This window comes from Paraburkholderia sp. BGA-UO-ETr-F21, from assembly GCF_059567925.1.
Map to the genome: position 1 here is coordinate 1188818 of NZ_JCAQOY010000040.1, position 19969 is coordinate 1208786.

Sequence of the window (19969 nt, forward strand, 5' to 3'; positions counted from 1 at the left end):
CAAACTTTTTCCGTAGCCCTCTGATTTTTAGGCAAAAAATACCGACCAATGCAGGATAGAAACCTAACCCAGGCTTGCACGCGCGTCGTCGCCGGGATGTTCATTGGCGTCTTGATGGCAGCAGCTCCCGGCGCGTTCGCCGACGAAGTAAGCAGTTTCAATCAGAATGCCTCATATTCGACCCTCAACGGGTCGAATTCTTTGTCCACTCCCAATTCGCAAGCCACCGCTCCCGATAGCGATAGCGGCGCCAAATCGTTCCTCTCCGGCATGGCCGGAAAAGCGGGCGACGTGGTCGTCGGTGCGTTGAATATGATCGGTGTGCGTTACCGCTGGGGCGGTAACACGCCGGATTCCGGGCTCGATTGCAGCGGCTTCGTCCGCTACGTGTTCCAGGACACGCTCGGTATGGCGCTGCCGCGCCGGGCCGAGGAAATGAGTCGTGTCGGCGAGAAGGTTCGCGTGAGCGATCTGAAGCCGGGCGATCTGGTGTTCTTCAACACCATGCGCCGTACGTTCTCGCACGTTGGCATCTACATCGGCGACAACAAGTTCGTGCATTCGCCTTCCACGGGCAGCACGATCCGCGTCGACGACATGGATAGCGGGTATTGGGAAAAGCGCTTCACCGGCGCGCGCCGGATCGAGACGTCCTATCAGGACGGTCAGGATCTGCGCAAGCGCGTGAACGCGGCAATCGGCGGCAATCAGTAACGGATTGTGCGGATCACGCGGCCTGCGTCGCGGTGGTTCTGCGTAAAAAAGCCTGCTTCGAATGAAGCAGGCTTTTTTGCATTTGAGCGAAGCGGCTGACGGGGTGGCTTCCGCGTCGGAATCCGTTGCAGGTCCGCGGTTCGGGTCCGCTTACACCGCGGCGCGGCTCGCTGCCAACTTGCGTTGTAGTTCCGGCATCATCTTCGCCACGGCTTCTTCGCCGGCCAGAATCGCGGCGTTGCGCTGGGAGAAATCACTGCCGCTCATGGCGGCCAGATTTGGCCGGATCACGATGTCCGCGTATTTGTCGAGTTCGTAGGCCTTGATCGTCTGACCCATGATCGTGAAGGTCTGCATCAGCACGTCGAACGAGCTGGCCGTCAGGCCGCTTTCCGGGCGCTGCGAGATATCCACGGCGATCACGAAATCCGCGCCCATCTTGCGCGCGAAGGAAGCCGGCACCGGGCTCACCAGGCCGCCGTCCACATACTCTCGCCCGCCGATCTTCACCGGCTCGAAAATCGACGGCACGCTGCATGACGCGCGTACCGCGACGCCGGTGTTGCCGCGCTGGAACAGGATCGGCTGGCCGCTCTTCAGGTCGGTGGCGACCACGCCGAGCGGCTTGGCCATTTTCTCGATCGGACGGTTGTTGAGCGTCGTGTTCAGATAGTTCTGCAGCGCGACGCCTTGCAGGAAGCCGCGCGTGCGAAACGGCATGGCCCAGTCGCTGATCGACGCTTCGTCCATGGTCAAGGCGAGCTTGTTCAGCGCAAAGCCGTTCATGCCCGACGCGTACAGCGCGCCGACCACCGAGCCGGCACTCGTGCCGGCCACCAGATCGATCTGGATATTGCGCGCCTCGAGGCCCTTGATCACGCCGATGTGCGCGAAGCCGCGCGCGGCGCCGCCGCCGAGGGCGAGCGCGACGCGCAGCGGCCGCTGCGGCTTGTCGAGCGGCGGCGTATTCGTGGTCGGCGTGGCAGGGGTGGCGGCGACAGACGCGAGATCGGTTTTACTGCCGGTCGTGGTGCAGGCGGCCAGCACGGCGGATGCGGCGGCCAGTGAAAAATGGCGGCGGGCGAGGCGGGGCGATGAGGGCTTCAACGAGTTCTCCAGCAACGGCTTGGGCAACGCGAAAAACGTCACCCTGGCCGCGATCAGGCTGATAGTCAGACGACAGAATCGCCGGCGGCGATTCCATGCGCTGTGGATCCAACTCCGGCCGCAGCGCGCGCACATCATAAATCAAAGCTCAACGCATGCGGCGGCGTGGTAATGAAACGTTGCAGAGGAAGCCCTCGGGTCCCGCAAGGCGCGGCATGCCGGGCGTATTGGCCGTTCGGACGAGGGCAGGCAACCCGCTGGCGGAAGGTATAATTCGCCTCTCGCATTTAATTCCTTCGTGTCCATGCGCGGCGCCTGCCTGCCGCATGGGCGCGGTCCGCTGCCGCGCTTCACGGGTGATGTCCGCCCGGGCGCCGGCGCCTGTCTTCCGAGTAACCGCTAATGACCACCTCCGTTCGTACCCGTTTCGCACCGAGTCCCACCGGCTTCATCCACCTCGGCAACATTCGCTCCGCGCTCTACCCGTGGGCGTTCGCGCGCAAGATGAAAGGGACCTTCGTGCTGCGAATCGAGGACACCGACGTGGAGCGTTCCACTTCCGAATCCGTCGACGCCATTCTCGAAGGCATGGGGTGGCTCGGCCTCGATTTCGACGAAGGTCCGTTCTACCAGATGCAGCGCATGGACCGTTACCGCGAAGTGCTCAAGCAGATGCAGGACGCCGGGCTGGTGTACCCGTGCTACATGTCGACGGAAGAGCTCGACGCGTTGCGTGAGCGTCAGCGCGAAGCCGGCGAAAAGCCGCGCTATGACGGCACGTGGCGTCCGGAACCGGGCAAGGTGCTGCCGCAGCCGCCCGCGGGCGTGCAGCCGGTACTGCGCTTCCGTAACCCGCTCACCGGCGTGGTGGCGTGGGACGACGCGGTGAAGGGCCGCATCGAGATCTCGAACGAAGAACTCGACGACCTCGTGATCGCGCGTCCGGACGGCACGCCGACCTACAACTTCTGCGTGGTGGTGGACGATCTGGACATGCGCATCACGCACGTGATTCGCGGCGACGATCACGTCAACAACACCCCGCGCCAGATCAATATTTTGCGCGCGCTCGGTGGCGAGCCGCCGGTCTACGCGCACTTGCCGACCGTGCTGAACGAGCAGGGCGAGAAGATGAGCAAGCGCCACGGCGCGATGAGCGTGATGGGTTATCGCGACGCCGGTTTCCTGCCGGAGGCGGTGGTCAACTATCTGGCGCGCCTCGGCTGGTCGCATGGCGACGCGGAGATTTTCACGCGTGAACAGTTCATCGAGTGGTTCGATCTGGAGCATCTGGGCAAGTCGCCGGCCCAGTATGACCACGACAAGCTGAACTGGCTGAACGCGCACTACATCAAGGAAGCGGACAACGCGCGTCTCGCGGAGCTGGCCAAGCCGTTCTTCGTCGAGTTGGGTATCGACGAAGCCGCGCTCGCCCAAGGCGCAGATCTGACAGCCGTCGTGGGCTTGCTGAAGGATCGTGCATCCACGGTGAAGGAGATCGCAGAGAATGCCGCGATGTTCTATCGCGCACCGGCGCCTGATGCCGAGTCCGTCGCGCAACACGTCACCGACGCCGTGCGTCCGGCGCTCGCCGATCTGGCCACCGCGCTGAAGAGCGTGGAGTGGACCAAGGAAGCGATCGCTGCGGCATTGAAGGCAACACTCGGCGCGCACAAGCTGAAGATGCCGCAGTTGGCCATGCCGGTGCGTCTGCTGGTGGCGGGCACCACGCATACGCCGTCGATCGACAGCGTCCTGATGCTGTTTGGGCGTGCTGTCGTTGTCGGCCGTATCGAAAAAGCGCTGGGCTAACTGCGTTCGCGCGTGCCTTGAGCGGGTTTGCATGCGACTTGTGAAAAAAGTCGCATGCAATTGCTCAAAGGGTATTTACAAAGCGCAAATTGGCCTCTAGAATCTCGTTTCTGTTCTGCAAGGGGGGTATAGCTCAGCTGGGAGAGCGCTTGCATGGCATGCAAGAGGTCAGCGGTTCGATCCCGCTTACCTCCACCATCAGAGCAGAGTGAAGTTGTTCCGAAGTCTGGAACTTGTAGCAAAAAAGACTTCACAAACGGCTGTAACGTAGTTAGAATATCGGACTTTGCTGCTGGCGAAACAGAAGTTAGCGTGAATTAGCAGCAAGATAAAGACAGATCTGAAAAGATTATGTCCCCTTCGTCTAGAGGCCTAGGACATCACCCTTTCACGGTGAGTACAGGGGTTCGAATCCCCTAGGGGACGCCAAACATCAGCGTCGCTTTAGTGTTCCGAGTTCAACTCGGTTGGCAGTAAGGTAGCGCAGCTTGCAGAGAAATAACCGACGCTCGCAAGCTAGGGTGTAAAGACTGGAGTGGTAGTTCAGTCGGTTAGAATACCGGCCTGTCACGCCGGGGGTCGCGGGTTCGAGTCCCGTCCACTCCGCCAGACAAAGCCCGTTCATCCAAACTTGAACGGGCTTTTTCATTAAAGGTGTAAGCAGTACGTTGTCCCCTTCGTCTAGAGGCCTAGGACATCACCCTTTCACGGTGAGTACAGGGGTTCGAATCCCCTAGGGGACGCCAGTATATCGGCGTCGTTCGGTTGGAAGTTTGAGCGATGCAGTGGTCAGTGAGTCAGTCTCATTGATCGCGGTGCAAAAAATCTGGAGCGGTAGTTCAGTTGGTTAGAATACCGGCCTGTCACGCCGGGGGTCGCGGGTTCGAGTCCCGTCCGCTCCGCCAGATTTGAGAAAGCCCACTTCGAAAGAAGTGGGCTTTTTTTATTCCGCTCTCCATTGCGCCTGGGTATGCTCGGGACAAACAGCCATTGCCAGCGCGCACGGCCTGTTTTACCGTTGACCCGACTCATCTTCGTCGCTCCGCCATGTTCGATCCCACCGAAGCTCCGTTGCCGTTTCATCTGCGCAAGGCCAGCATGGACGATTTCGAGTTCGCCGAGGCGCTGACTCGCAACAACATGGGCGGCTATTACCGTCGACACCATCTGGTCTGGCGTGGCGATCTGTTTCTCGGTAGCTGGCGCGAATCGGAGAATTTCATTCTCGAAGTGGACGGCACGCCGATCGGCGTGTTGCGCATCACGCAAGAGGGCGATTCGCTGCATATCCGCGACGTGCAGATTGCCGAAGGCCATCGCCGGCTCGGCGCCGGCACCTATCTGCTCGATGTCTCGCATCAATGGGCGCGCGAGCGTGGGTTGCGCGAGTTGCAACTGCGCGTGTTCGTCGACAACCCCGCCGCGCGGCTCTATCAACGCAAAGGCTATAAGCTGACCGGGCCGCGGCTTGCGCAACTGGGCGCGATCCGTCATCTGGCGCGACGAGTTTAGTGGCCGCGTGTGAGGCGCACGGTCTCAGGTGCGGCAGTTGGCAAAGCTTGGATTCGATGCGCGCGTTTTATTCACTCAATCAGCGTTCGGCATTATGCGAGGCATCCGCGCGGTCCTGCGCCGCCGTCTCGCTGTCCGTCTCCGCGTCGCGATGCTCTCCATGCTCCACCCGATGCTCCGAGCCACGCTCGATGAATGCGCGCGGACTTTCGCCGAACGCGCGGCGGAACATCGCGGAGAATGCGCTCTGACTCTGATAGCCCAGTTCCAACGCGACATGCGAGAGCGGGCGCCCCTGACTCAACAGCGGAATCGCACGCGCCAGAATCGCTTGCTGGCGCCACTGCGAAAAACTCACCCCCAACTCCTGACGAAACAGCCGCGCAATGGTGCGTGTACTCGCGCCCACGCTGGACGCCCATTGCTCGAGCGATTCACCATGCGTCGGATCCGCAATGACCGCTTCGCACAACGCGCGCAGCCGCTTTTCGTTGGGCATCGGCACGGAGAGCGGCAACGGCTCCGAGCGTGTCAATTCGTCGAGTGCGAGCGCGCCGAGCAACTGCTCGCGCGTGGCCGAGATGCCGGGCGTGTCGAGCGCGGCGATCACTTCGCGCAGCAGGTCCGAGACTTCGACCACGCGCGGTGTATCGAGCCCGGCCGGCACCGTGCTTTCGGTGATGTAGAGGGTGCGCAGGAAGGCGTCTTCGACGGCGACCACTTCGTGCGTCACGTGCGGCGGCACCCAGATTGCGCGCGATGGCGGCACCATCCACGTCGTGCCGGTGGTCGCGACCCGCAGCACGCCGCGCGACGCGTAGGCCACCTGTGCCCACGCGTGGGTGTGACGCGCGATGCGCCAGCCCGACGGCATTTGCCGGGAGCGTACGCGGATGGGATGCGTTTCGGTCGGCTGGAACTCGGGCGGAATGTCGGCGAAGCGCACGAAGCTCGACAGGTCTGAGTCGACGGACGAAGTCATGATGAAGATCGATCCCGAAAACGGAACACGAGAAGCGCGGACCCGCAAAGTAGTCCGGTGACGCCGCAATGAGAAGCCCGCTACGGCAAACCGCCGCGGGCTTCTCATTGTAGGTGTTGCGTGGCACCCGGCGTTGCATAATGTCCCGATTACCCGGACACGAGGAGAACTTCATGAGCTTTGCTATCGCGGACTTGTGCGACGCGCACGAGGATCAGTTGGCGCTCGGCACGTTGCGCGTGCTCGAGCCGGTCTTTCACCTGTTCAGCCGCGCCGAGTGTTTCAGCGGTGAGGCGGTGACGTTGAAGGTCTTCGAAGACAATGCACTCGTGCGGGCCACGCTCGAAGAGCAGGGCGCGGGCCGTGTGCTGGTGGTCGACGGCGGCGGCAGCCTGCGGTGCGCGCTGGTGGGCGGCAACCTTGCGCAGATTGCGCAACGGAATGGCTGGGCGGGCATCGTCCTGAACGGCTGTGTGCGCGATACGTTGGAACTGAATGAAGTCAACGTCGGCATCGCGGCGTTGGCAACCTGCCCGCGGCGTGGCCAGAAGCGCGGCACCGGCGAGCGTGACGTGGCGGTACAGTTGCCCGGCGCGCTGGTGCATCCCGGTGAGTGGATCTACGCGGATATCGACGGCGTGCTCGTGGCGAGCGCGGCGCTGAACTGAACCTCGGGCTGGACTCAGGCTCGAACGGAATCACAGGCCACCCGAACCCCCATTCAAGGAGAACAAACGACGATGCAGACCGTCTTTGTATACGGCACATTGCGCGCCGGTGAAGTGAACGACATCAGCCAGGCGGCGGCGCGCAACGAGATCGACGCCCCCAATCTGCTCGGCACGGCCACGGTCCGCGGCCATCTTTTCGATTTCGGCTTGTACCCGGGCCTCGTGGTCGACGAAGCCGGTGTCGACGTGATCGGCGACGTGTATGAGATCGACGATCAGCTGGTCGCCGTGCTCGACGAAATCGAAGCGGTCTATCCGGGTGTCGAGGATCGTTTCCTCGCTCGCGAAGTGATGGTGAAAGTCGACGGCAATGTCGTGAACTGCCGCTTCTATCCCGTTGCGCCGGGTGCGGTGAAAGGCTTGCCCGAAATCCGATCGGGTGACTGGGTCGAGTACCGCAGCACGCGCTGACTTGAGTGCTGCCTGCAGTGCTGCCCGCAGCGCCGACTGAACCCGTCCATGCGCACATAAAAAAAGCGGCCCGGCAAGCATACGCCTGTCGGGCCGCCCGGTCGGTCAGCCTTGCGACTCAAGCCGCTTTCGCGCGCTGTCCGTGACGCGCGAAGGCGGGCTTGCTACTGCGTCGTCCGTTATCGATGCATCTGCTGCGTGAGGCCTGTTGCCGGCCTCAGATTTCTTCGTACAGCGGCAATGTCAGGAAATCGGTGAACTGTTCCGAGGTCGACATTTCCTCGAAGATCTGCGCCGCGCGCTCATACGGCTTCGTATCGCCGCCCACGGCCTGCTTCACCTTGTCGAGTTCCTGCGCCGACAACTCGCGCACCAGCTCGGCCGTGACCTTGCGGCCGTCTTCGAGCTTGCCCTTCGGCGAGCGAATCCATTGCCATACCTGCGAACGCGAGATTTCCGCCGTGGCGGCATCTTCCATCAGGTTGTGAATCGGCACGCAGCCATTGCCCGTGAGCCATGCGCCCAGGTAGTGGATGCCGACGTTGATGTTGTTGCGCAGACCGGCTTCGGTGATCGGCGCTTCCGGACGGAAGTCCGTCAGGTCGGTTGCCGTGACGAGCACGTCGTCGCGTTGCTTGCCGATCTGGTTCGGCTTGTCGCCGAGCACCTTGACGAACTCTTCCATCGCGATCGGCACGAGGCCCGGATGCGCGACCCAGCCGCCGTCGTAGCCGTCGCCGGCATCGCGCGCCTTGTCCGAGCGCACGCCGGCCATCGCCTTCTCGTTCGCGGCCGGATCGTTCTTGATCGGAATCAGCGCGCTCATGCCGCCAATTGCCGGCGCATTGCGGCGATGGCAGGTCTTCAGCAGCAGCAGCGCGTAGGCCCGCATGAACGGCGAGGTCATGGTGATCTGCGAGCGGTCGGCGAGGCAGAAGTCACGGTCGGCCTTGAACTTCTTGATCGCCGAGAAGATGTAGTCCCAACGGCCGGCGTTCAGGCCCGAGCTATGTTCGCGCAGTTCATACAGGATCTCGTCCATTTCGAAAGCGGCGACGATCGTTTCGATCAGCACCGTCGCGCGAATCGTGCCGCGCGGCACGCCGACCGCTTCCTGCGCGGCGACGAAAATGTCGTTCCACAGACGCGCTTCGAGATGGCTCTCCATCTTGGGCAAATAGAAGTACGGGCCGGAGCCGCGCGCGACCAGTTCCTTCGCGTTGTGCACCATGAAGAGCGCGAAGTCGAAGATGCCACCCGACACGCGCTTGCCGTCCACCTTCACGTGCTTCTCGTCGAGGTGCCAGCCGCGCGGACGCACGATCAGCGTGGCGACCTCGTCGTTCAGCGTGTACGACTTGCCGTTCTGTTCCAGCGAAATCGTGCGGCGTACCGCGTCCTTCAGATTGATATGGCCGGTGATCTGGTTGTCCCAGCTCGGCGCATTCGAATCTTCGAAGTCGGTCATGTAGGAATCCGCGCCCGAATTCAGCGCGTTGATGATCATCTTGCGTTCGACCGGCCCGGTGATTTCCACGCGGCGGCATTGCAGGTCCTGCGGCAGCGGCGCGATTTTCCAGTCGCCGTCACGCACGTTTTTCGTTTCCGCGAGAAAGTCGGGACGCTCGCCGGCGTCGAGGCGCTCGGTGCGTTCCGCGCGCGCCTGCAACAACTGCTGACGGCGCGGCTCGAAAGTGCGATGCAGCGCGGCGACGAGTTCGAGCGCTTCGCGCGTGAGAATCGCTTCATAGCCCGGCTCGATCTCAGCCTTGATTTCCATGCCTTGCGGCAACTGCAACGATGAATGCGATGACTGCGGGTTCGCCATGTTTTCTCCTTGGTCGGTCAGATTGCAAAGATGCAAATGTTGAAAAGCGGTTGGTGTGCGTCGCGTAGTCCAGTAGTAGCCGTTACGCGCCAGGGCTGTGGCGTGTGCGGCTGCCGCCGGAGCCGCTGGTGCGGCCGGGCGACGCGAGGGTTTTCAGGAAAGCGAGCAGATCGGTCATGCCTCCGCCCGCGCCATGCGGCGTGACGCCCAGTTCTTCGGCTGGTGCGTTTTGCCGGTTGAGCCAGAAAGTCGTGAAGCCGAACCACGCCGCGCCGGCCACGTCCCAACCGTTCGACGACACGAAGACGATCTCGCGCGGTTCGGCGTCGAAGGTTTGCGTGCCCAGCGCGTAAGCGGCAGGCGAGGGTTTGTAGGCGCGCACGGCGTCGACGGATAACACGTGGTCGAACAGGCCCGTCATGCCGGCGCTCTTCACGGCGACGTCGAGCATTTGCGGATTGCCGTTCGAGAGAATCGCGAGGCGCGCACGGGAAGCGGATTCGCCACTGGCGGATGCCTGCGAGGTCAAAGACTCGCCGCGCGACAGGCGCAAGAGGCGCAACGCGGGCACGGCGTCGGGGAAAGCGGACAGGCACGCATACTCGTCCATCAAACGTTTTTCGGCCGTGCGGCCGAGCGTGAGCTGAAGTTTTTTCGCGGCGAAACGCAGTGCGTCGAGCGTGATGTCCCAGAACGGCCGGTAGTGCGCGCCGGGTGTGGCAGCCGGGGCGGCAAGCGTGCGCAGCTGCGTGTATTCGATCTGTTTCTGGCGCCACAGTTGCGAGAGCGCATCGCCGTGGCCCGGAAACATCTGCTCCGCGGCAGCGATCACCGAATGCACGTCGAAGAGCGTGCCGTAGGCGTCGAAAATCACTGCTTTAGGGGAGTGTGTCGTTGTGGCCGACATTGCCGTGCGCTCCTATCAGAGGTCAGGATGGATTGTATTAGTGATGCTCTGTGCTAAAAAAGAGGCTAAACATCACTTGATCTTTTACTTTCATACACCTAATCTGACGCGCACCGACCACCATTGCGCGTCGCTTCTCAACGAAATTTCCGTACTGGGACGGCGCGGCTTCAATCGCTTATGGACCGTTTCAAGCAGATCGAGACTTTCGTGACCGTCGCGGCCAAAGGCAGCCTGTCTGCCGCGGCTACGGCGGAAGGCGTCGCGCCGGCTATCATCGGCCGCCGCATCGACGCGCTCGAAGAGCGCCTCGGCGTCAAATTGCTGGTGCGCACCACGCGCAAGCTCACGCTGACCTTCGAAGGCTCGGCCTTTCTCGAAGACTGCCAGCGCATCATTCACGACATGCAGAACGCGGAAGCCAGCGTGTCGGCGGGCGGCGTCAAGGCGAGCGGCCATCTGCGGCTCTCCGCGCCGGCGGGCTTCGGGCGCCGGCACGTCGCGCCGCTCGTGCCGTCGTTCACGGTCGCCCATCCGGACGTGTCGATCACGCTCGACCTGTCCGACCGCCTCGTCGATCTGGTCAACGAGGGTTTCGATTGCGCGGTGCGTCTCGGCGAATTGCCGGATTCGTCGCTGGTGTCGCTCAAGCTCGGCGAGAACCGCCGCGTCTGCGTGGCGTCGCCGTCGTATCTGAGCCGGCGTGGCGCGCCGCACAGCCTCGCCGACCTCGCGCATCACAACTGTCTCGCGCTCGGCGCGAGCGCCAACCAGCAGCGCGGCTGGATGTTCCAGCAGGGCGACAAGGTGGTGTCGATCAAGGTGTCCGGCACGATGGAATGCTCGGACGGCGCGGTGCTGCACGAGTGGTGCCTCGAAGGCTACGGTCTCGCGTGGCGCTCGTGGTGGGAGGTCGGCACGGATATCGCGGCCGGACGGCTTGTCAGCGTGCTCGACGAATTCGCCGCACCGCCCATCGGCATTCATGCGGTGTTTCCGCAGCGCCGACATTTGCCGTTGCGGGTGAGACTGTTCCTGGATTTTCTCAAGCATACGTACGGGCATCCCGGTTACTGGGGCTGACGCCGGCCGGGCTCGCGAGGGCGCGCCCGGCGATTGCGTCGCCGGCAATACGGGGTTTCCGATATGCGGACAGACCCTTGGCAGATTCATACGCTCAATTCCGCGACCTACAATCGATTGAAGCGGCTTTCACGCCGCGCCTTGTTGGACGCTCACGCCGCGCTGCGCGAAGCCGGCGACGGAGGGCATCATGTTCAGGCACATCCTGGTTCCGACCGACGGTTCAGACCTGTCACGCAAGGCGATCGACGGCGCCATCGATCTCGCCCAAGCCGTCAACGCGCGCGTGACCGCCTACGCGTGTCTGCCGCAATATCCTTACTCGCCGTTCTCCGACGTGGTGGTCGAGCCGCCCTCCGAATTTCTGCAGCGCAGCGAGCGCGAAGCGCGGGTGCATCTGCGAGAAGTGGAAATGGCGGCGCGCCGTGTCGGCGTGACCGTCGACAGCCGGACCAGCGTGCACCCGGCGCCGTATCTCGGCATCATCGAAGCGGCGGAGCAGGGCGGCTGCGACGTGATCTTCATGGCGTCGCATGGGCGCCGTGGTCTGGGCAGCCTGCTGATCGGCAGCGAAACGCAGCGGGTGCTCACGCATACCAAGATTCCAGTCATCGTGTATCGCTGAGCCGAAACCGGAAGCCCACAAAAAACGCGCCGGCGGTGAGGCCGGCGCGCGCTGTGTTCGCCGCGCAATCTGTTGCGCTGGCTTTCTCTGCACTGCTGCGATCTCTCCCAGATTCAAGCCGTCGGCGCTAACCGTTCACGACCCGGCGCCCCGGCGGCCTTGCTCTCCCTGTGACGGCGGCTCTCTGACGAAAGCCGTAGTCCGTCTGTTGCCCTGTTGCTGCGATCGGCCTGCGGGTAAATTACGCGACCCGCTTGTCGAAGAACTGTTCGTCTTCCGTCGAGCCGTGCAGCGCGGTCGTCGAGGCTTCGCGTTCGACCGTTTGCGTGACGGCATCGAAGTAGCCCGTGCCCACTTCGCGCTGGTGCTTGACCGCGGTGAAGCCCTTTTCGGCCGCAGCGAATTCAGCCTGCTGCATTTCGACGAAGGCGGTCATCTGGTTGCGTGCATAACCGTGCGCGAGGTTGAACATCGAGTAGTTCAGCGCGTGGAAGCCGGCCAGCGTGATGAACTGGAACTTGTAGCCCATCGCACCGAGCTCGCGCTGGAATTTGGCGATGGTTGCGTCGTCGAGGTTCTTCTTCCAGTTGAACGACGGCGAGCAGTTGTACGACAGCAGTTGATCCGGGTATTCCTTGTGGATCGCGTCAGCGAATTTCTTCGCGAACTCAAGGTCCGGCTTGCCGGTTTCGCACCAGATCATGTCGGCGTACGGTGCGTAGGCGAGGCCACGCGAGATCGCCTGTTCGAGACCCGGCTTCGTGCGGTAGAAACCTTCCACCGTGCGCTCGCCGGTCAGGAACGGCTTGTCGTTGTCGTCGATGTCCGACGTAATCAGGTCGGCGGCTTCCGCATCGGTACGAGCGAGCAGCACGGTTGGCGTGCCGGAGACGTCGGCGGCCAGACGCGCGGCCGTCAGCTTGGCGATGTTTTCGCGGGTCGGCACGAGCACCTTGCCGCCCATGTGGCCGCATTTCTTCACCGAAGCCAACTGGTCTTCGAAGTGCACGCCCGCTGCGCCCGCTTCGATCATCGCCTTCATCAGTTCGAACGCGTTCAGCACGCCGCCGAAGCCGGCTTCCGCATCCGCCACGATCGGCTGGAAGTAGTCCACGTAACCTTCGTCGCCCGGATTCTTGCCTTCCGACCACTGGATCTGGTCAGCGCGCGTGAGCGTGTTGTTGATGCGTTTCACGACGAGCGGCACCGAGTTCGCCGGGTACAGCGACTGGTCCGGGTACATTTCACCGGCGACGTTCGCATCGCCCGCGACCTGCCAGCCCGACAGATAGATCGCCTTAAGGCCGGCCTTGACCTGTTGCATGGCCTGGTTGCCGGTCAGCGCGCCGAGCGAGTTGACGAACGGCTCGTTGTTCACGCTTTCCCACAGCTTTTGCGCGCCGCGCTTGGCGAGCGTGTGTTCGACTTGCACCGAGCCACGCAGGCGGATCACGTCGTCAGCCGTGTATCTGCGCTTCACGCCTTTCCAGCGCGGATCGGTTTCCCATTGCTGTTGAAGTTGCCTGGCTTGTTCTTGACGGGACATGATTTGCTCCTTGGTTGCCTGTAATGGCTGAGTGACTCTGTCGACCAGCGTCGCCGCGTGAGCGTTTGTTCTGGTCCGATACAAGAAACTTGCAATCTTCGCCAAAGCGGCCCGCCCGGTCGGGCGTTTCGTTTGGTGAAGTCTTATATAAGAGTCTAGGCAAGTCCAAGGTCGCGCAGTAGCCGTCGGAGCATGTTTTTCTGATATTTATTGTTATTTATAATCAGTCGCTTACTGTCTTTGTTTCACATTGAGAAAAGACTTTTTCCATCTTGCAATAGGTCGTCTTGTGCCTTGCAGCACGATTTTTTACGACGCAAAAAAATTTTCCACATCGTGAAATTTGGGTGCGCGGCGTACAGGCGAAAAAAAACCGGCGCCTAAGCACCGGTTTCTTCCGATCCACGGACAGCGTAAAGCCGTCCGGGTCTTTTTAGCTGGCTGCAACGTACCGCATGGGCGCCGCAAAGCGCTGTGTGAGGGCTGTGTGCCCTGAAGCGGAGTGCGCTCCTGTTCAGTACAGAGCGGCCAACTCGCGGTTAATTAGCTGCCGCGACGCGCGGTACGCGGGCCGTCGCTGCGGCGTGCGCCGTAGCCGCCGTCGCGCGAACCGCCGTAGCCTTCACGCGAACCGCCGCCGAAGCCGCCTTCGCGCGAACCGCCACCAGCCGACTTGCCGGCCCAACCGCCGCCATTGCCGCTGCGCGCACCGCCGCCGTTACCGGCCGGCTTGCCCGAACCGCTACCGAAGCGACGGCCACCGCCGTTGCCACCGCCCGGACGGCCGCGGCCGCCAAAGCCAGGACGGCCGTTACCCGACGGAGCCGACTTGCGCGGCTCGAAGCCTTCGACGACATTGACCGGCAGCGGGGTGCGCACGAAGCGCTCGATGCGCTTCAACGCGCCTTGTTCCGCGTGATGCACGAGGCTCACCGCGATACCCGAGCGGCCGGCACGGCCGGTGCGGCCGATACGGTGCACGTAGTCTTCGGCGAACTTCGGCAGGTCGTAGTTGAACACGTGCGTGATGCCCGGGATGTCGATACCGCGAGCGGCGACGTCCGTTGCCACCAGCACGCGCACACGGCGCTCGCGCAATGCGCGGATCGTGCGGTTACGCGCGCCTTGCGGCAGATCGCCGTGCAGGGCGGCCGATTCGAAACCGGCGTCGGCCAGACGGCCGGCCAGCTGGTCGGCATCGATCTTGGTTGCCGTGAAGACGATCGCCTGGTCGAGGCCCTCGTCACGCAGCAGATGGTCGAGCAGACGATCCTTGTGATCGCGGTCGTCGACGTAATGGACGGTTTGCGCGATGTTGGTGCGCTGCTCCATGCGTTGAACGATCTCGATACGCTCCGGATCCTTCAGCAGGCGGCCGGTCAGCGAACCGATCTTGCCGTCGAGCGTGGCCGAGAACAGCATGGTTTGACGTGTAGCCGGCGTAGCGGCAACGATCGTTTCGATGTCTTCGATGAAGCCCATGTCGAGCATGCGGTCAGCTTCGTCGAGCACGAGGATCTGCAGTTGCGACAGATCGATACGGCCGCGTTCCAGGTGATCGATCAGACGGCCCGGCGTAGCAACCAGGATTTCCGGGTTCTTCGCGAGCAGCATCAATTGCTGGCCGTAAGCGACGCCGCCGAGAATGCTGACGGTGCGCAGGCGCTTCAGGTGCTTGCCGTACGTGGCGGCTGCGGTCGTGACCTGCATCGCGAGTTCGCGGGTCGGCGTCAGGACCAGCATGGTCGGACGGGCAACCGGTTGCGGGCGGCGCGTGCGGGCGCCGTCGGCCGGACGCGGTTCACGCGGCTGGCTGGCTTGCGCCTTTTGAAGTTGCGAGAAACGCTCGATGGCGGGCAGCATGAACGCGGCGGTCTTGCCCGAACCGGTCGGGCTGGAGACCAGCAGGTCGCGGCCGGCGATACCGGCGGGGATCGCGCGTTGCTGAACCGGCGTCGGGTTCTGATAGCCAGCGGCGGTCAGCGCGGAGACGACGTCCGCGGACAGACCGAGCGACGCGAACGTCGGGCCGGACGGTGCTGCGGCTTCAGCGACGACGGCTTCCGGAGCGGCAGCAACGGCTGCGGCTTGAGCGGGTGCGTCGGCGAAACCGAGGGCCTGGTCGGCGATGGCGTTCAACGGGCTGCTGGGGGTATTGCTCGAAGTCATGAGAATCCTTGGTAAATCCTTGGTACACACGGAATTAAAACGTCGGCGCCAATCGGCATACCCAAGTCGTCGGATTCAGCGAGCAAAGAAGCAGCGAGCAAATCGAAAAACGGGGGCAGCTCGCGGCAATGAAGGCGAGCTTTTCGTTAGAAGCTGTATCGGATGCGACATGCCAACACGGCGTGCCGCCAGCCTGGGACATGATCGCCCGTAGGGGGCTAGGCAGGAGGGGACAGGTTCTAAACTGGATTGGAGCTAAACGCTACGAGGCGCTGCGCCGCAAAGGCCGCTAGAGGAAAGCCGGGCAAAGCAGTGAAGCGCAGGCGGCATTGTATAGGGTTTTGCTGCACTGCGCCACTATTAGGAATCTTCCTGGCAGAAAAGTTGCAGCGGCTGACTAGACGAATGACCTGCCATCGCCAATCTGGCCGCTGGTACGCCTTCGGCGCCGGCTCAGGCCGAGGCGCCGCTCTTCAGCGATTCGACCAGCTCGACGTATTGCTGTTTCGCGGCTTCCTGCGCTGTGCCTTTGAGCGCGGCCCACGCGTCATATTTGTATTTGCCGACAATGTCGGTGAAACCCGGCTTGTCGCCGTGAACATCGCCTTCGCTAGCCTGTTTGAAGAGGGCGTACAGACGCAGCAGCGTGAGGTTGCCCGGGCGCTCCGGCAGTTGTTTCACATCTTCCTGAGCCTGGGTGAACTGCGTATTGATGTCGGTCATGGTCGTTTTGCCCGCCGGGCGGGACAGGGGTGAAGGTCGGCTGACGATCATAACAATTGCATGCCGCTGCGGGGCTGAGGGCTTATTCCAAACACAGGACGCCGGCTTGGCGCGAAGCGCGGACCATCCAGAACGCGAGCCGGTTCAATCCGGCGCGCAAGCCAAACCACATTTGCGCGCGCAGTGCCGATTACAATACGGTCCATGACTCAAACTGTGCTCCTCGCCCTCGATACCTCGACCGAATTCTGCTCGGTAGCGCTTCTGTCTGTCGCTGGCCATGCCGCCGGCGCCACAACTGGAGAGACCCGCGCCGAACCGCGCGTCTGGGTGCGCCACGAGCAAACCGGCGCGGTTTCCAGCACGCGCCTGCTCCCCGCCATTCGCGAACTGTTCGACGAAGCCGGCCTGAAACTGGCGGACTGCGACGCTATCGCTTTCGGCTCCGGTCCGGGCTCGTTCACTGGTTTGCGTACGGCGACCGGCGTCGCCCAAGGTCTCGCATTCGGCCTGAACCTGCCGGTCGTGCCGATCAGCACGCTGCTTGTCTGCGCTGAAAGCGCCCGCCTGCGCGACCCGTCGGCCGCGCGCGTGCTCGCCGCGCTCGACGCCCGCATGGACGAGATCTACTGGGCCGACTACGCCTGGGACGACGCGCAAGGTGAATGGCGCACCGTACAGAGCGCTTCGCTCGACGCGCCGGACCGGCTCGTGTTGCCCGACGTCCCGTTCACGCTGGCAGGCAACGCCGCCGCGGCCTTCGGCGCGCGGCTGCCGGCGCTCGCGGTGGCGCGCAGCGTCGACGGCGAAGCGTTGCCGCACGCCGTGCCGCTCGCCCACGCTGCGCTGCGCGCGTTGCGCGCCGGCCGCACGGTGCCCGCCGATCAGGCCGCGCCGGAATACGTGCGCGACAAGGTTGCGCAGACCACGGCCGAGCGGGTCGCCGAGAAAGCTGAAAAGGCGGCCAGACTCGCGCACGACGCGGCTCATGGCGAGGGCCGGCAATGAGTGGCGTGTTGCTCGCGGACCGCTATATGTCGCCGATGACCGAGGGCGACCTCGACGAGGTCGCCGCCATCGAAAAGATCGCTTATGAGTTTCCGTGGAGCCGGGGCAATTTCGGCGACTCGCTGCGCAACGGTTACTTCGGCGTCTGTCTGCGCCATGTCACGGGCACCTTGATCGGCTATTGCGTGTTGATGCCGGTGGTCGACGAAATGCATCTGCTCAATCTGTGCGTGACGCCCGCGGCGCAAGGCGCCGGCGCCGGACTCGCGCTGCTGCGCGAAGCGGTGCGGATCACCCGCGCCGAAAAGCTCGATGGCTTGCTGCTCGAAGTGCGGCCGTCGAATCATCGGGCGATCCGGTTGTATGAGCGCTTCGGGTTTGCTTCGATTGGGCGGCGCAAAAATTATTATCCGGCGCGGCATCGCAGCCGGGAGGACGCCATCGTGATGCGTTTCTCGTTTGCCACGGAGGGCGCAGATGGCGCTGCATGAATCGGTACTGGAAGAATTCGGACTCGCGCCGCTATGGGTGCGTCGCGGAATGGCGGCGGCCGAGCAACCGGCTGTTGTGAAAGCGCAAGCCGAAGGCTTGGCGGGGCAGGGCACTGGCGACGTGGCCGGCTCGGGCGCGCGTCGTGACGATGCGCACGGGTTGCCGCCCGCCGCGGCTCCCGTCACGCGCCCGCTGGAGACTGTGCGTGCGCCGGAAACCGCGCCATCCGCCGTGCGCTTCCAACAAACAGCACCGTCTGCCGTGCGTCCGCAGCAATCCGCGTCATCCGCAGCGGGAGCGCCGGAAACCTCTTCGTTCGCGTCGCCTGCGCCTGAACCCGCACCGTCCATGCTACGGGCGCCGGCAAGCGCCTCGGCCGTCCCACGCGCGGGCGAGGCGCGAAGCGCCGATGCCGCGCACGGCGAACGCCACATGCGGCCCGCCCAAGACGCAGCGCAAGCGGCGCAAGAGCGGTCGCAAATGCCCGCTGAAACGCGTCACCCAATACCCCAGCCGCCGCCATCACGCATGCCCGAGCCGCCGGTTTTCGACGCGCCACCGGACGACGATTTCGCGTGGTTCGACGACCTGCCGACCCACGCGCCCGCGGACGCCCGCAGCGAGGCGCCCGCAGCTCCCGCAATCCATACCCTCGACTGGGACGCGCTAAGCGAGCGCGTCGCCGCCTGCCGCCTTTGCCGTCTATGCGAGAAGCGCACGAATACGGTGTTCGGCGTCGGCGACCGCGGTGCTGACTGGATGCTGATCGGCGAAGCGCCGGGTGAGAACGAAGACCGTCTGGGCGAGCCGTTCGTCGGCCAGGCCGGCAAGCTGCTCGACAACATGCTGCGTTCGCTGACGCTCGCGCGCGACACCAACGTGTACATCGCGAACGTGATCAAATGCCGGCCGCCTGGCAACCGCAATCCCGAACCGGACGAAGTCGCGCGTTGCGAGCCGTATTTGCAACGTCAGGTGGGGCTGGTCAAGCCGAAGCTGATCGTCGCGCTCGGCCGCTTTGCGGCGCAAAGTCTGCTGAAAACCGACGCGAGCATTTCGTCGCTGCGAGGCCGCGTGCACGAGTACGAAGGGGTGCCCGTGATCGTCACCTATCATCCCGCGTATCTGCTGCGCAGTCTGCCCGACAAGGCGAAAGCCTGGGCCGACCTGTGCCTCGCGCGCGACACGTGGCGTGCGGCGGGCGGTGCACCGTCGAACGCGTCGAAGTGACGGCTGCCGAGGGGCCGGCGGCCGGTTCCACCGGCGCGCCCGTCTTTGATGCCGCGAGCCGCGCTGCGCTGCTCGACACTTTGCATGATCCCGCCGTGCGCGATCTCGCCTGGTTATTGCTGAGCGCCGATCTGTTGCGCCCGCAACCACCGGTGGGCATCCTGGCGAATCCCTTCGATACGCCGCAGGAAGCGCAGGCGAGCGTCGACTGGCTGCGCGCGCTCGACGCCGCGCCCGAACCCTTGCATCACGATCTCGCGGCGACGCGCATCACGCGTCTCGGCCGCTATGCCGAACGGCTGCTCGGCTGGTTTCTGCAACATGGGCCGGCGGCGCGACTGGTGGCTGCGGGCGTGCCCTTGCGGCGCGCGGGCGTCACGCTCGGTGAATGCGATTTTCTGATTCAGACGCGGCGGGGCGCGCGTCTGCATTGGGAACTGGCCGTGAAGTGCTATCTGCACGCTGGCGAAGCACGCGGGGAGTTGGCTGCGGCGTTACCCGCGCAGTCACCGGCGCGGTTACCAAGGCAGTCACCCACCGGGCTATCCGACTACGTTGGCCCGAATCTGAAAGACCGTTTCGACCTCAAGCTCGCCCATGTGCTGAACCACCAGTTGCCGTTGAGCGCGCGTGAGGAGTTCGCATCGGTCGGCTATCCGGGGCCGTGGACGCCGCAGATGTTCATCAAAGGCTGGCTGTTTTACCGGCACGGCGAAACTCCGCTCGATCCCGTCGAACTCGATCCGGCGCATGGCCGTGGCTGGTGGGTGACGCGCAGCGATTGGCCGGCCTTCGCTGCAGGCAACACGCAAAAGTGGCGGCCTTTGCCGCGGCTGGAATGGCTTGCGCCGCGGCGTCATTCAGCTGACGAGGCGCAGGCCGCAGGATTGGTTTTTGTCGATGCGCACACTCTCGCCGGGCAAACCTCGCATCAGCATGGACCGGCGATGGTCGCCGCGTTCACCGAGGACGGCGCGGGCAACATGATCGAGCGCTCGCGCGGCTTCATCGTGCCGGACGAGTGGCCCGAGCAGGCACAAAACTACGCGCGGGAGCAGCAGCGGAAAAACGGAAAGACCGGCGCGTAAT

At 63.6% G+C, this 19969-nt stretch carries 18 protein-coding genes and 5 tRNA genes; 16 read left to right on the forward strand and 7 right to left on the reverse strand.

Annotation, left to right across the window (positions count from 1 at the left end):
- Window positions 1–48: 48 nt before the first annotated feature.
- A complete protein-coding gene (locus AC57B1_RS37735) occupies window positions 49–714 on the forward strand; it encodes a C40 family peptidase (protein ID WP_091793274.1) in 666 nt (221 codons plus the stop codon).
- A gap of 150 nt (window positions 715–864) precedes the next feature.
- Here the strand turns inward: AC57B1_RS37735 and AC57B1_RS37740 are convergent, their stop codons facing one another.
- Window positions 865–1959, reverse strand: a complete 1095-nt coding sequence (locus tag AC57B1_RS37740; RefSeq protein ID WP_408354040.1) for a patatin-like phospholipase family protein — start codon at window positions 1957–1959, stop codon at window positions 865–867.
- A gap of 264 nt (window positions 1960–2223) precedes the next feature.
- On the opposite strand from AC57B1_RS37740, the gene gltX reads away from it, so the two are divergent.
- The 7 genes from gltX to AC57B1_RS37775 all read left to right on the forward strand — a co-directional run bounded on the left by gltX (window position 2224) and on the right by AC57B1_RS37775 (window position 5145).
- On the forward strand, window positions 2224–3633 hold the full coding sequence (gene gltX / locus AC57B1_RS37745; RefSeq protein ID WP_496420215.1) for a glutamate--tRNA ligase: 1410 nt from the start codon (window positions 2224–2226) through the stop codon (window positions 3631–3633).
- Between the two features lie 122 nt (window positions 3634–3755).
- Window positions 3756–3831: transfer RNA gene (locus AC57B1_RS37750), tRNA-Ala, on the forward strand.
- Window positions 3832–3986: 155 nt separating this feature from the next.
- A tRNA-Glu gene (locus AC57B1_RS37755) sits at window positions 3987–4062 on the forward strand.
- A 103-nt stretch (window positions 4063–4165) separates the two neighbouring features.
- Window positions 4166–4242 (forward strand) — tRNA-Asp (locus tag AC57B1_RS37760).
- Window positions 4243–4303: 61 nt separating this feature from the next.
- Window positions 4304–4379: transfer RNA gene (locus tag AC57B1_RS37765), tRNA-Glu, on the forward strand.
- Window positions 4380–4461: 82 nt separating this feature from the next.
- A tRNA-Asp gene (locus tag AC57B1_RS37770) sits at window positions 4462–4538 on the forward strand.
- Window positions 4539–4680: 142 nt separating this feature from the next.
- Window positions 4681–5145 (forward strand): GNAT family N-acetyltransferase, encoded by a 465-nt coding sequence (locus AC57B1_RS37775; protein WP_091793277.1) that lies wholly within the window; start codon window positions 4681–4683, stop codon window positions 5143–5145.
- A 79-nt stretch (window positions 5146–5224) separates the two neighbouring features.
- On the opposite strand, the gene AC57B1_RS37780 is transcribed toward AC57B1_RS37775, so the two are convergent.
- Window positions 5225–6127, reverse strand: coding sequence for an AraC family transcriptional regulator (locus AC57B1_RS37780; protein WP_408354034.1), 903 nt, complete (start codon window positions 6125–6127; stop codon window positions 5225–5227).
- Window positions 6128–6300: 173 nt separating this feature from the next.
- On the opposite strand from AC57B1_RS37780, the gene rraA reads away from it, so the two are divergent.
- Both rraA and AC57B1_RS37790 read left to right on the forward strand, forming a co-directional pair.
- Window positions 6301–6795, forward strand: coding sequence for a ribonuclease E activity regulator RraA (gene rraA / locus AC57B1_RS37785; protein ID WP_496420216.1), 495 nt, complete (start codon window positions 6301–6303; stop codon window positions 6793–6795).
- A gap of 72 nt (window positions 6796–6867) precedes the next feature.
- Window positions 6868–7269 (forward strand): gamma-glutamylcyclotransferase family protein, encoded by a 402-nt coding sequence (locus tag AC57B1_RS37790; protein WP_091793281.1) that lies wholly within the window; start codon window positions 6868–6870, stop codon window positions 7267–7269.
- A 217-nt stretch (window positions 7270–7486) separates the two neighbouring features.
- Here the strand turns inward: AC57B1_RS37790 and aceB are convergent, their stop codons facing one another.
- Together aceB and AC57B1_RS37800 are read right to left on the reverse strand one after the other, a co-directional pair.
- Window positions 7487–9097, reverse strand: a complete 1611-nt coding sequence (gene aceB, locus AC57B1_RS37795; protein ID WP_496420217.1) for a malate synthase A — start codon at window positions 9095–9097, stop codon at window positions 7487–7489.
- Between the two features lie 82 nt (window positions 9098–9179).
- Window positions 9180–10004 (reverse strand): haloacid dehalogenase type II, encoded by an 825-nt coding sequence (locus AC57B1_RS37800; RefSeq protein WP_408354025.1) that lies wholly within the window; start codon window positions 10002–10004, stop codon window positions 9180–9182.
- 180 nt (window positions 10005–10184) lie between these two features.
- On the opposite strand from AC57B1_RS37800, the gene AC57B1_RS37805 reads away from it, so the two are divergent.
- Together AC57B1_RS37805 and AC57B1_RS37810 are read left to right on the forward strand one after the other, a co-directional pair.
- Entirely contained in the window at window positions 10185–11087 is a 903-nt protein-coding gene (locus tag AC57B1_RS37805; protein WP_091793287.1) for a LysR family transcriptional regulator, read from the forward strand.
- A gap of 190 nt (window positions 11088–11277) precedes the next feature.
- Window positions 11278–11712, forward strand: coding sequence for a universal stress protein (locus AC57B1_RS37810; protein ID WP_091793288.1), 435 nt, complete (start codon window positions 11278–11280; stop codon window positions 11710–11712).
- Window positions 11713–11953: 241 nt separating this feature from the next.
- On the opposite strand, the gene aceA is transcribed toward AC57B1_RS37810, so the two are convergent.
- The 3 genes from aceA to AC57B1_RS37825 form a co-directional block, all read right to left on the reverse strand.
- Window positions 11954–13258, reverse strand: a complete 1305-nt coding sequence (gene aceA, locus AC57B1_RS37815; protein WP_496420218.1) for an isocitrate lyase — start codon at window positions 13256–13258, stop codon at window positions 11954–11956.
- Between the two features lie 543 nt (window positions 13259–13801).
- Window positions 13802–15427: a DEAD/DEAH box helicase gene (locus AC57B1_RS37820; RefSeq protein ID WP_408354019.1), complete on the reverse strand. Its 1626-nt coding sequence runs from the start codon at window positions 15425–15427 to the stop codon at window positions 13802–13804.
- Between the two features lie 453 nt (window positions 15428–15880).
- Complete coding sequence (locus AC57B1_RS37825) at window positions 15881–16150, reverse strand: acyl-CoA-binding protein (RefSeq protein WP_408354016.1); 270 nt, start codon at window positions 16148–16150, stop codon at window positions 15881–15883.
- Window positions 16151–16354: 204 nt separating this feature from the next.
- On the opposite strand from AC57B1_RS37825, the gene tsaB reads away from it, so the two are divergent.
- From tsaB to AC57B1_RS37845, 4 genes are read left to right on the forward strand one after another with little or no spacing between them, the layout of a single operon-like run.
- The gene (tsaB, locus tag AC57B1_RS37830) at window positions 16355–17158 is read left to right on the forward strand and encodes a tRNA (adenosine(37)-N6)-threonylcarbamoyltransferase complex dimerization subunit type 1 TsaB (RefSeq protein ID WP_496420219.1); all 804 of its coding nucleotides are present in this window, start codon (window positions 16355–16357) and stop codon (window positions 17156–17158) included.
- Window positions 17155–17649 carry a ribosomal protein S18-alanine N-acetyltransferase gene (gene rimI, locus AC57B1_RS37835; protein ID WP_095418979.1) on the forward strand — a complete coding sequence of 165 codons (495 nt, stop codon included), beginning with the start codon at window positions 17155–17157 and terminating at the stop codon, window positions 17647–17649. The genes tsaB and rimI overlap by 4 nt, the downstream gene beginning before the upstream one ends.
- Window positions 17636–18880 carry a uracil-DNA glycosylase gene (locus tag AC57B1_RS37840; protein WP_496420220.1) on the forward strand — a complete coding sequence of 415 codons (1245 nt, stop codon included), beginning with the start codon at window positions 17636–17638 and terminating at the stop codon, window positions 18878–18880. The genes rimI and AC57B1_RS37840 overlap by 14 nt, the downstream gene beginning before the upstream one ends.
- Window positions 18877–19968 (forward strand): DUF1853 family protein, encoded by a 1092-nt coding sequence (locus AC57B1_RS37845; RefSeq protein ID WP_408354007.1) that lies wholly within the window; start codon window positions 18877–18879, stop codon window positions 19966–19968. Before AC57B1_RS37840 ends, AC57B1_RS37845 begins: the two co-directional genes overlap by 4 nt.
- Window position 19969: the final 1 nt, after the last annotated feature.

Coding starts and splice junctions, on each gene's coding strand:
- AC57B1_RS37775 (WP_091793277.1), top strand. CDS start 4,681: ATGTTCGATCCCACCGAAGCTCCGTTGCCGTTTCATCTGCGCAAGGCC.
- rimI (WP_095418979.1), top strand. CDS start 17,155: ATGAGTGGCGTGTTGCTCGCGGACCGCTATATGTCGCCGATGACCGAG.
- AC57B1_RS37735 (WP_091793274.1), top strand. CDS start 49: ATGCAGGATAGAAACCTAACCCAGGCTTGCACGCGCGTCGTCGCCGGG.
- rraA (WP_496420216.1), top strand. CDS start 6,301: ATGAGCTTTGCTATCGCGGACTTGTGCGACGCGCACGAGGATCAGTTG.
- tsaB (WP_496420219.1), top strand. CDS start 16,355: ATGACTCAAACTGTGCTCCTCGCCCTCGATACCTCGACCGAATTCTGC.
- aceA (WP_496420218.1), bottom strand. CDS start 13,258: ATGTCCCGTCAAGAACAAGCCAGGCAACTTCAACAGCAATGGGAAACC.
- AC57B1_RS37800 (WP_408354025.1), bottom strand. CDS start 10,004: ATGTCGGCCACAACGACACACTCCCCTAAAGCAGTGATTTTCGACGCC.
- AC57B1_RS37805 (WP_091793287.1), top strand. CDS start 10,185: ATGGACCGTTTCAAGCAGATCGAGACTTTCGTGACCGTCGCGGCCAAA.
- AC57B1_RS37810 (WP_091793288.1), top strand. CDS start 11,278: ATGTTCAGGCACATCCTGGTTCCGACCGACGGTTCAGACCTGTCACGC.
- AC57B1_RS37790 (WP_091793281.1), top strand. CDS start 6,868: ATGCAGACCGTCTTTGTATACGGCACATTGCGCGCCGGTGAAGTGAAC.
- AC57B1_RS37740 (WP_408354040.1), bottom strand. CDS start 1,959: ATGATGTGCGCGCGCTGCGGCCGGAGTTGGATCCACAGCGCATGGAAT.
- aceB (WP_496420217.1), bottom strand. CDS start 9,097: ATGGCGAACCCGCAGTCATCGCATTCATCGTTGCAGTTGCCGCAAGGC.
- AC57B1_RS37780 (WP_408354034.1), bottom strand. CDS start 6,127: ATGACTTCGTCCGTCGACTCAGACCTGTCGAGCTTCGTGCGCTTCGCC.
- gltX (WP_496420215.1), top strand. CDS start 2,224: ATGACCACCTCCGTTCGTACCCGTTTCGCACCGAGTCCCACCGGCTTC.
- AC57B1_RS37825 (WP_408354016.1), bottom strand. CDS start 16,150: ATGACCGACATCAATACGCAGTTCACCCAGGCTCAGGAAGATGTGAAA.
- AC57B1_RS37820 (WP_408354019.1), bottom strand. CDS start 15,427: ATGACTTCGAGCAATACCCCCAGCAGCCCGTTGAACGCCATCGCCGAC.
- AC57B1_RS37840 (WP_496420220.1), top strand. CDS start 17,636: ATGGCGCTGCATGAATCGGTACTGGAAGAATTCGGACTCGCGCCGCTA.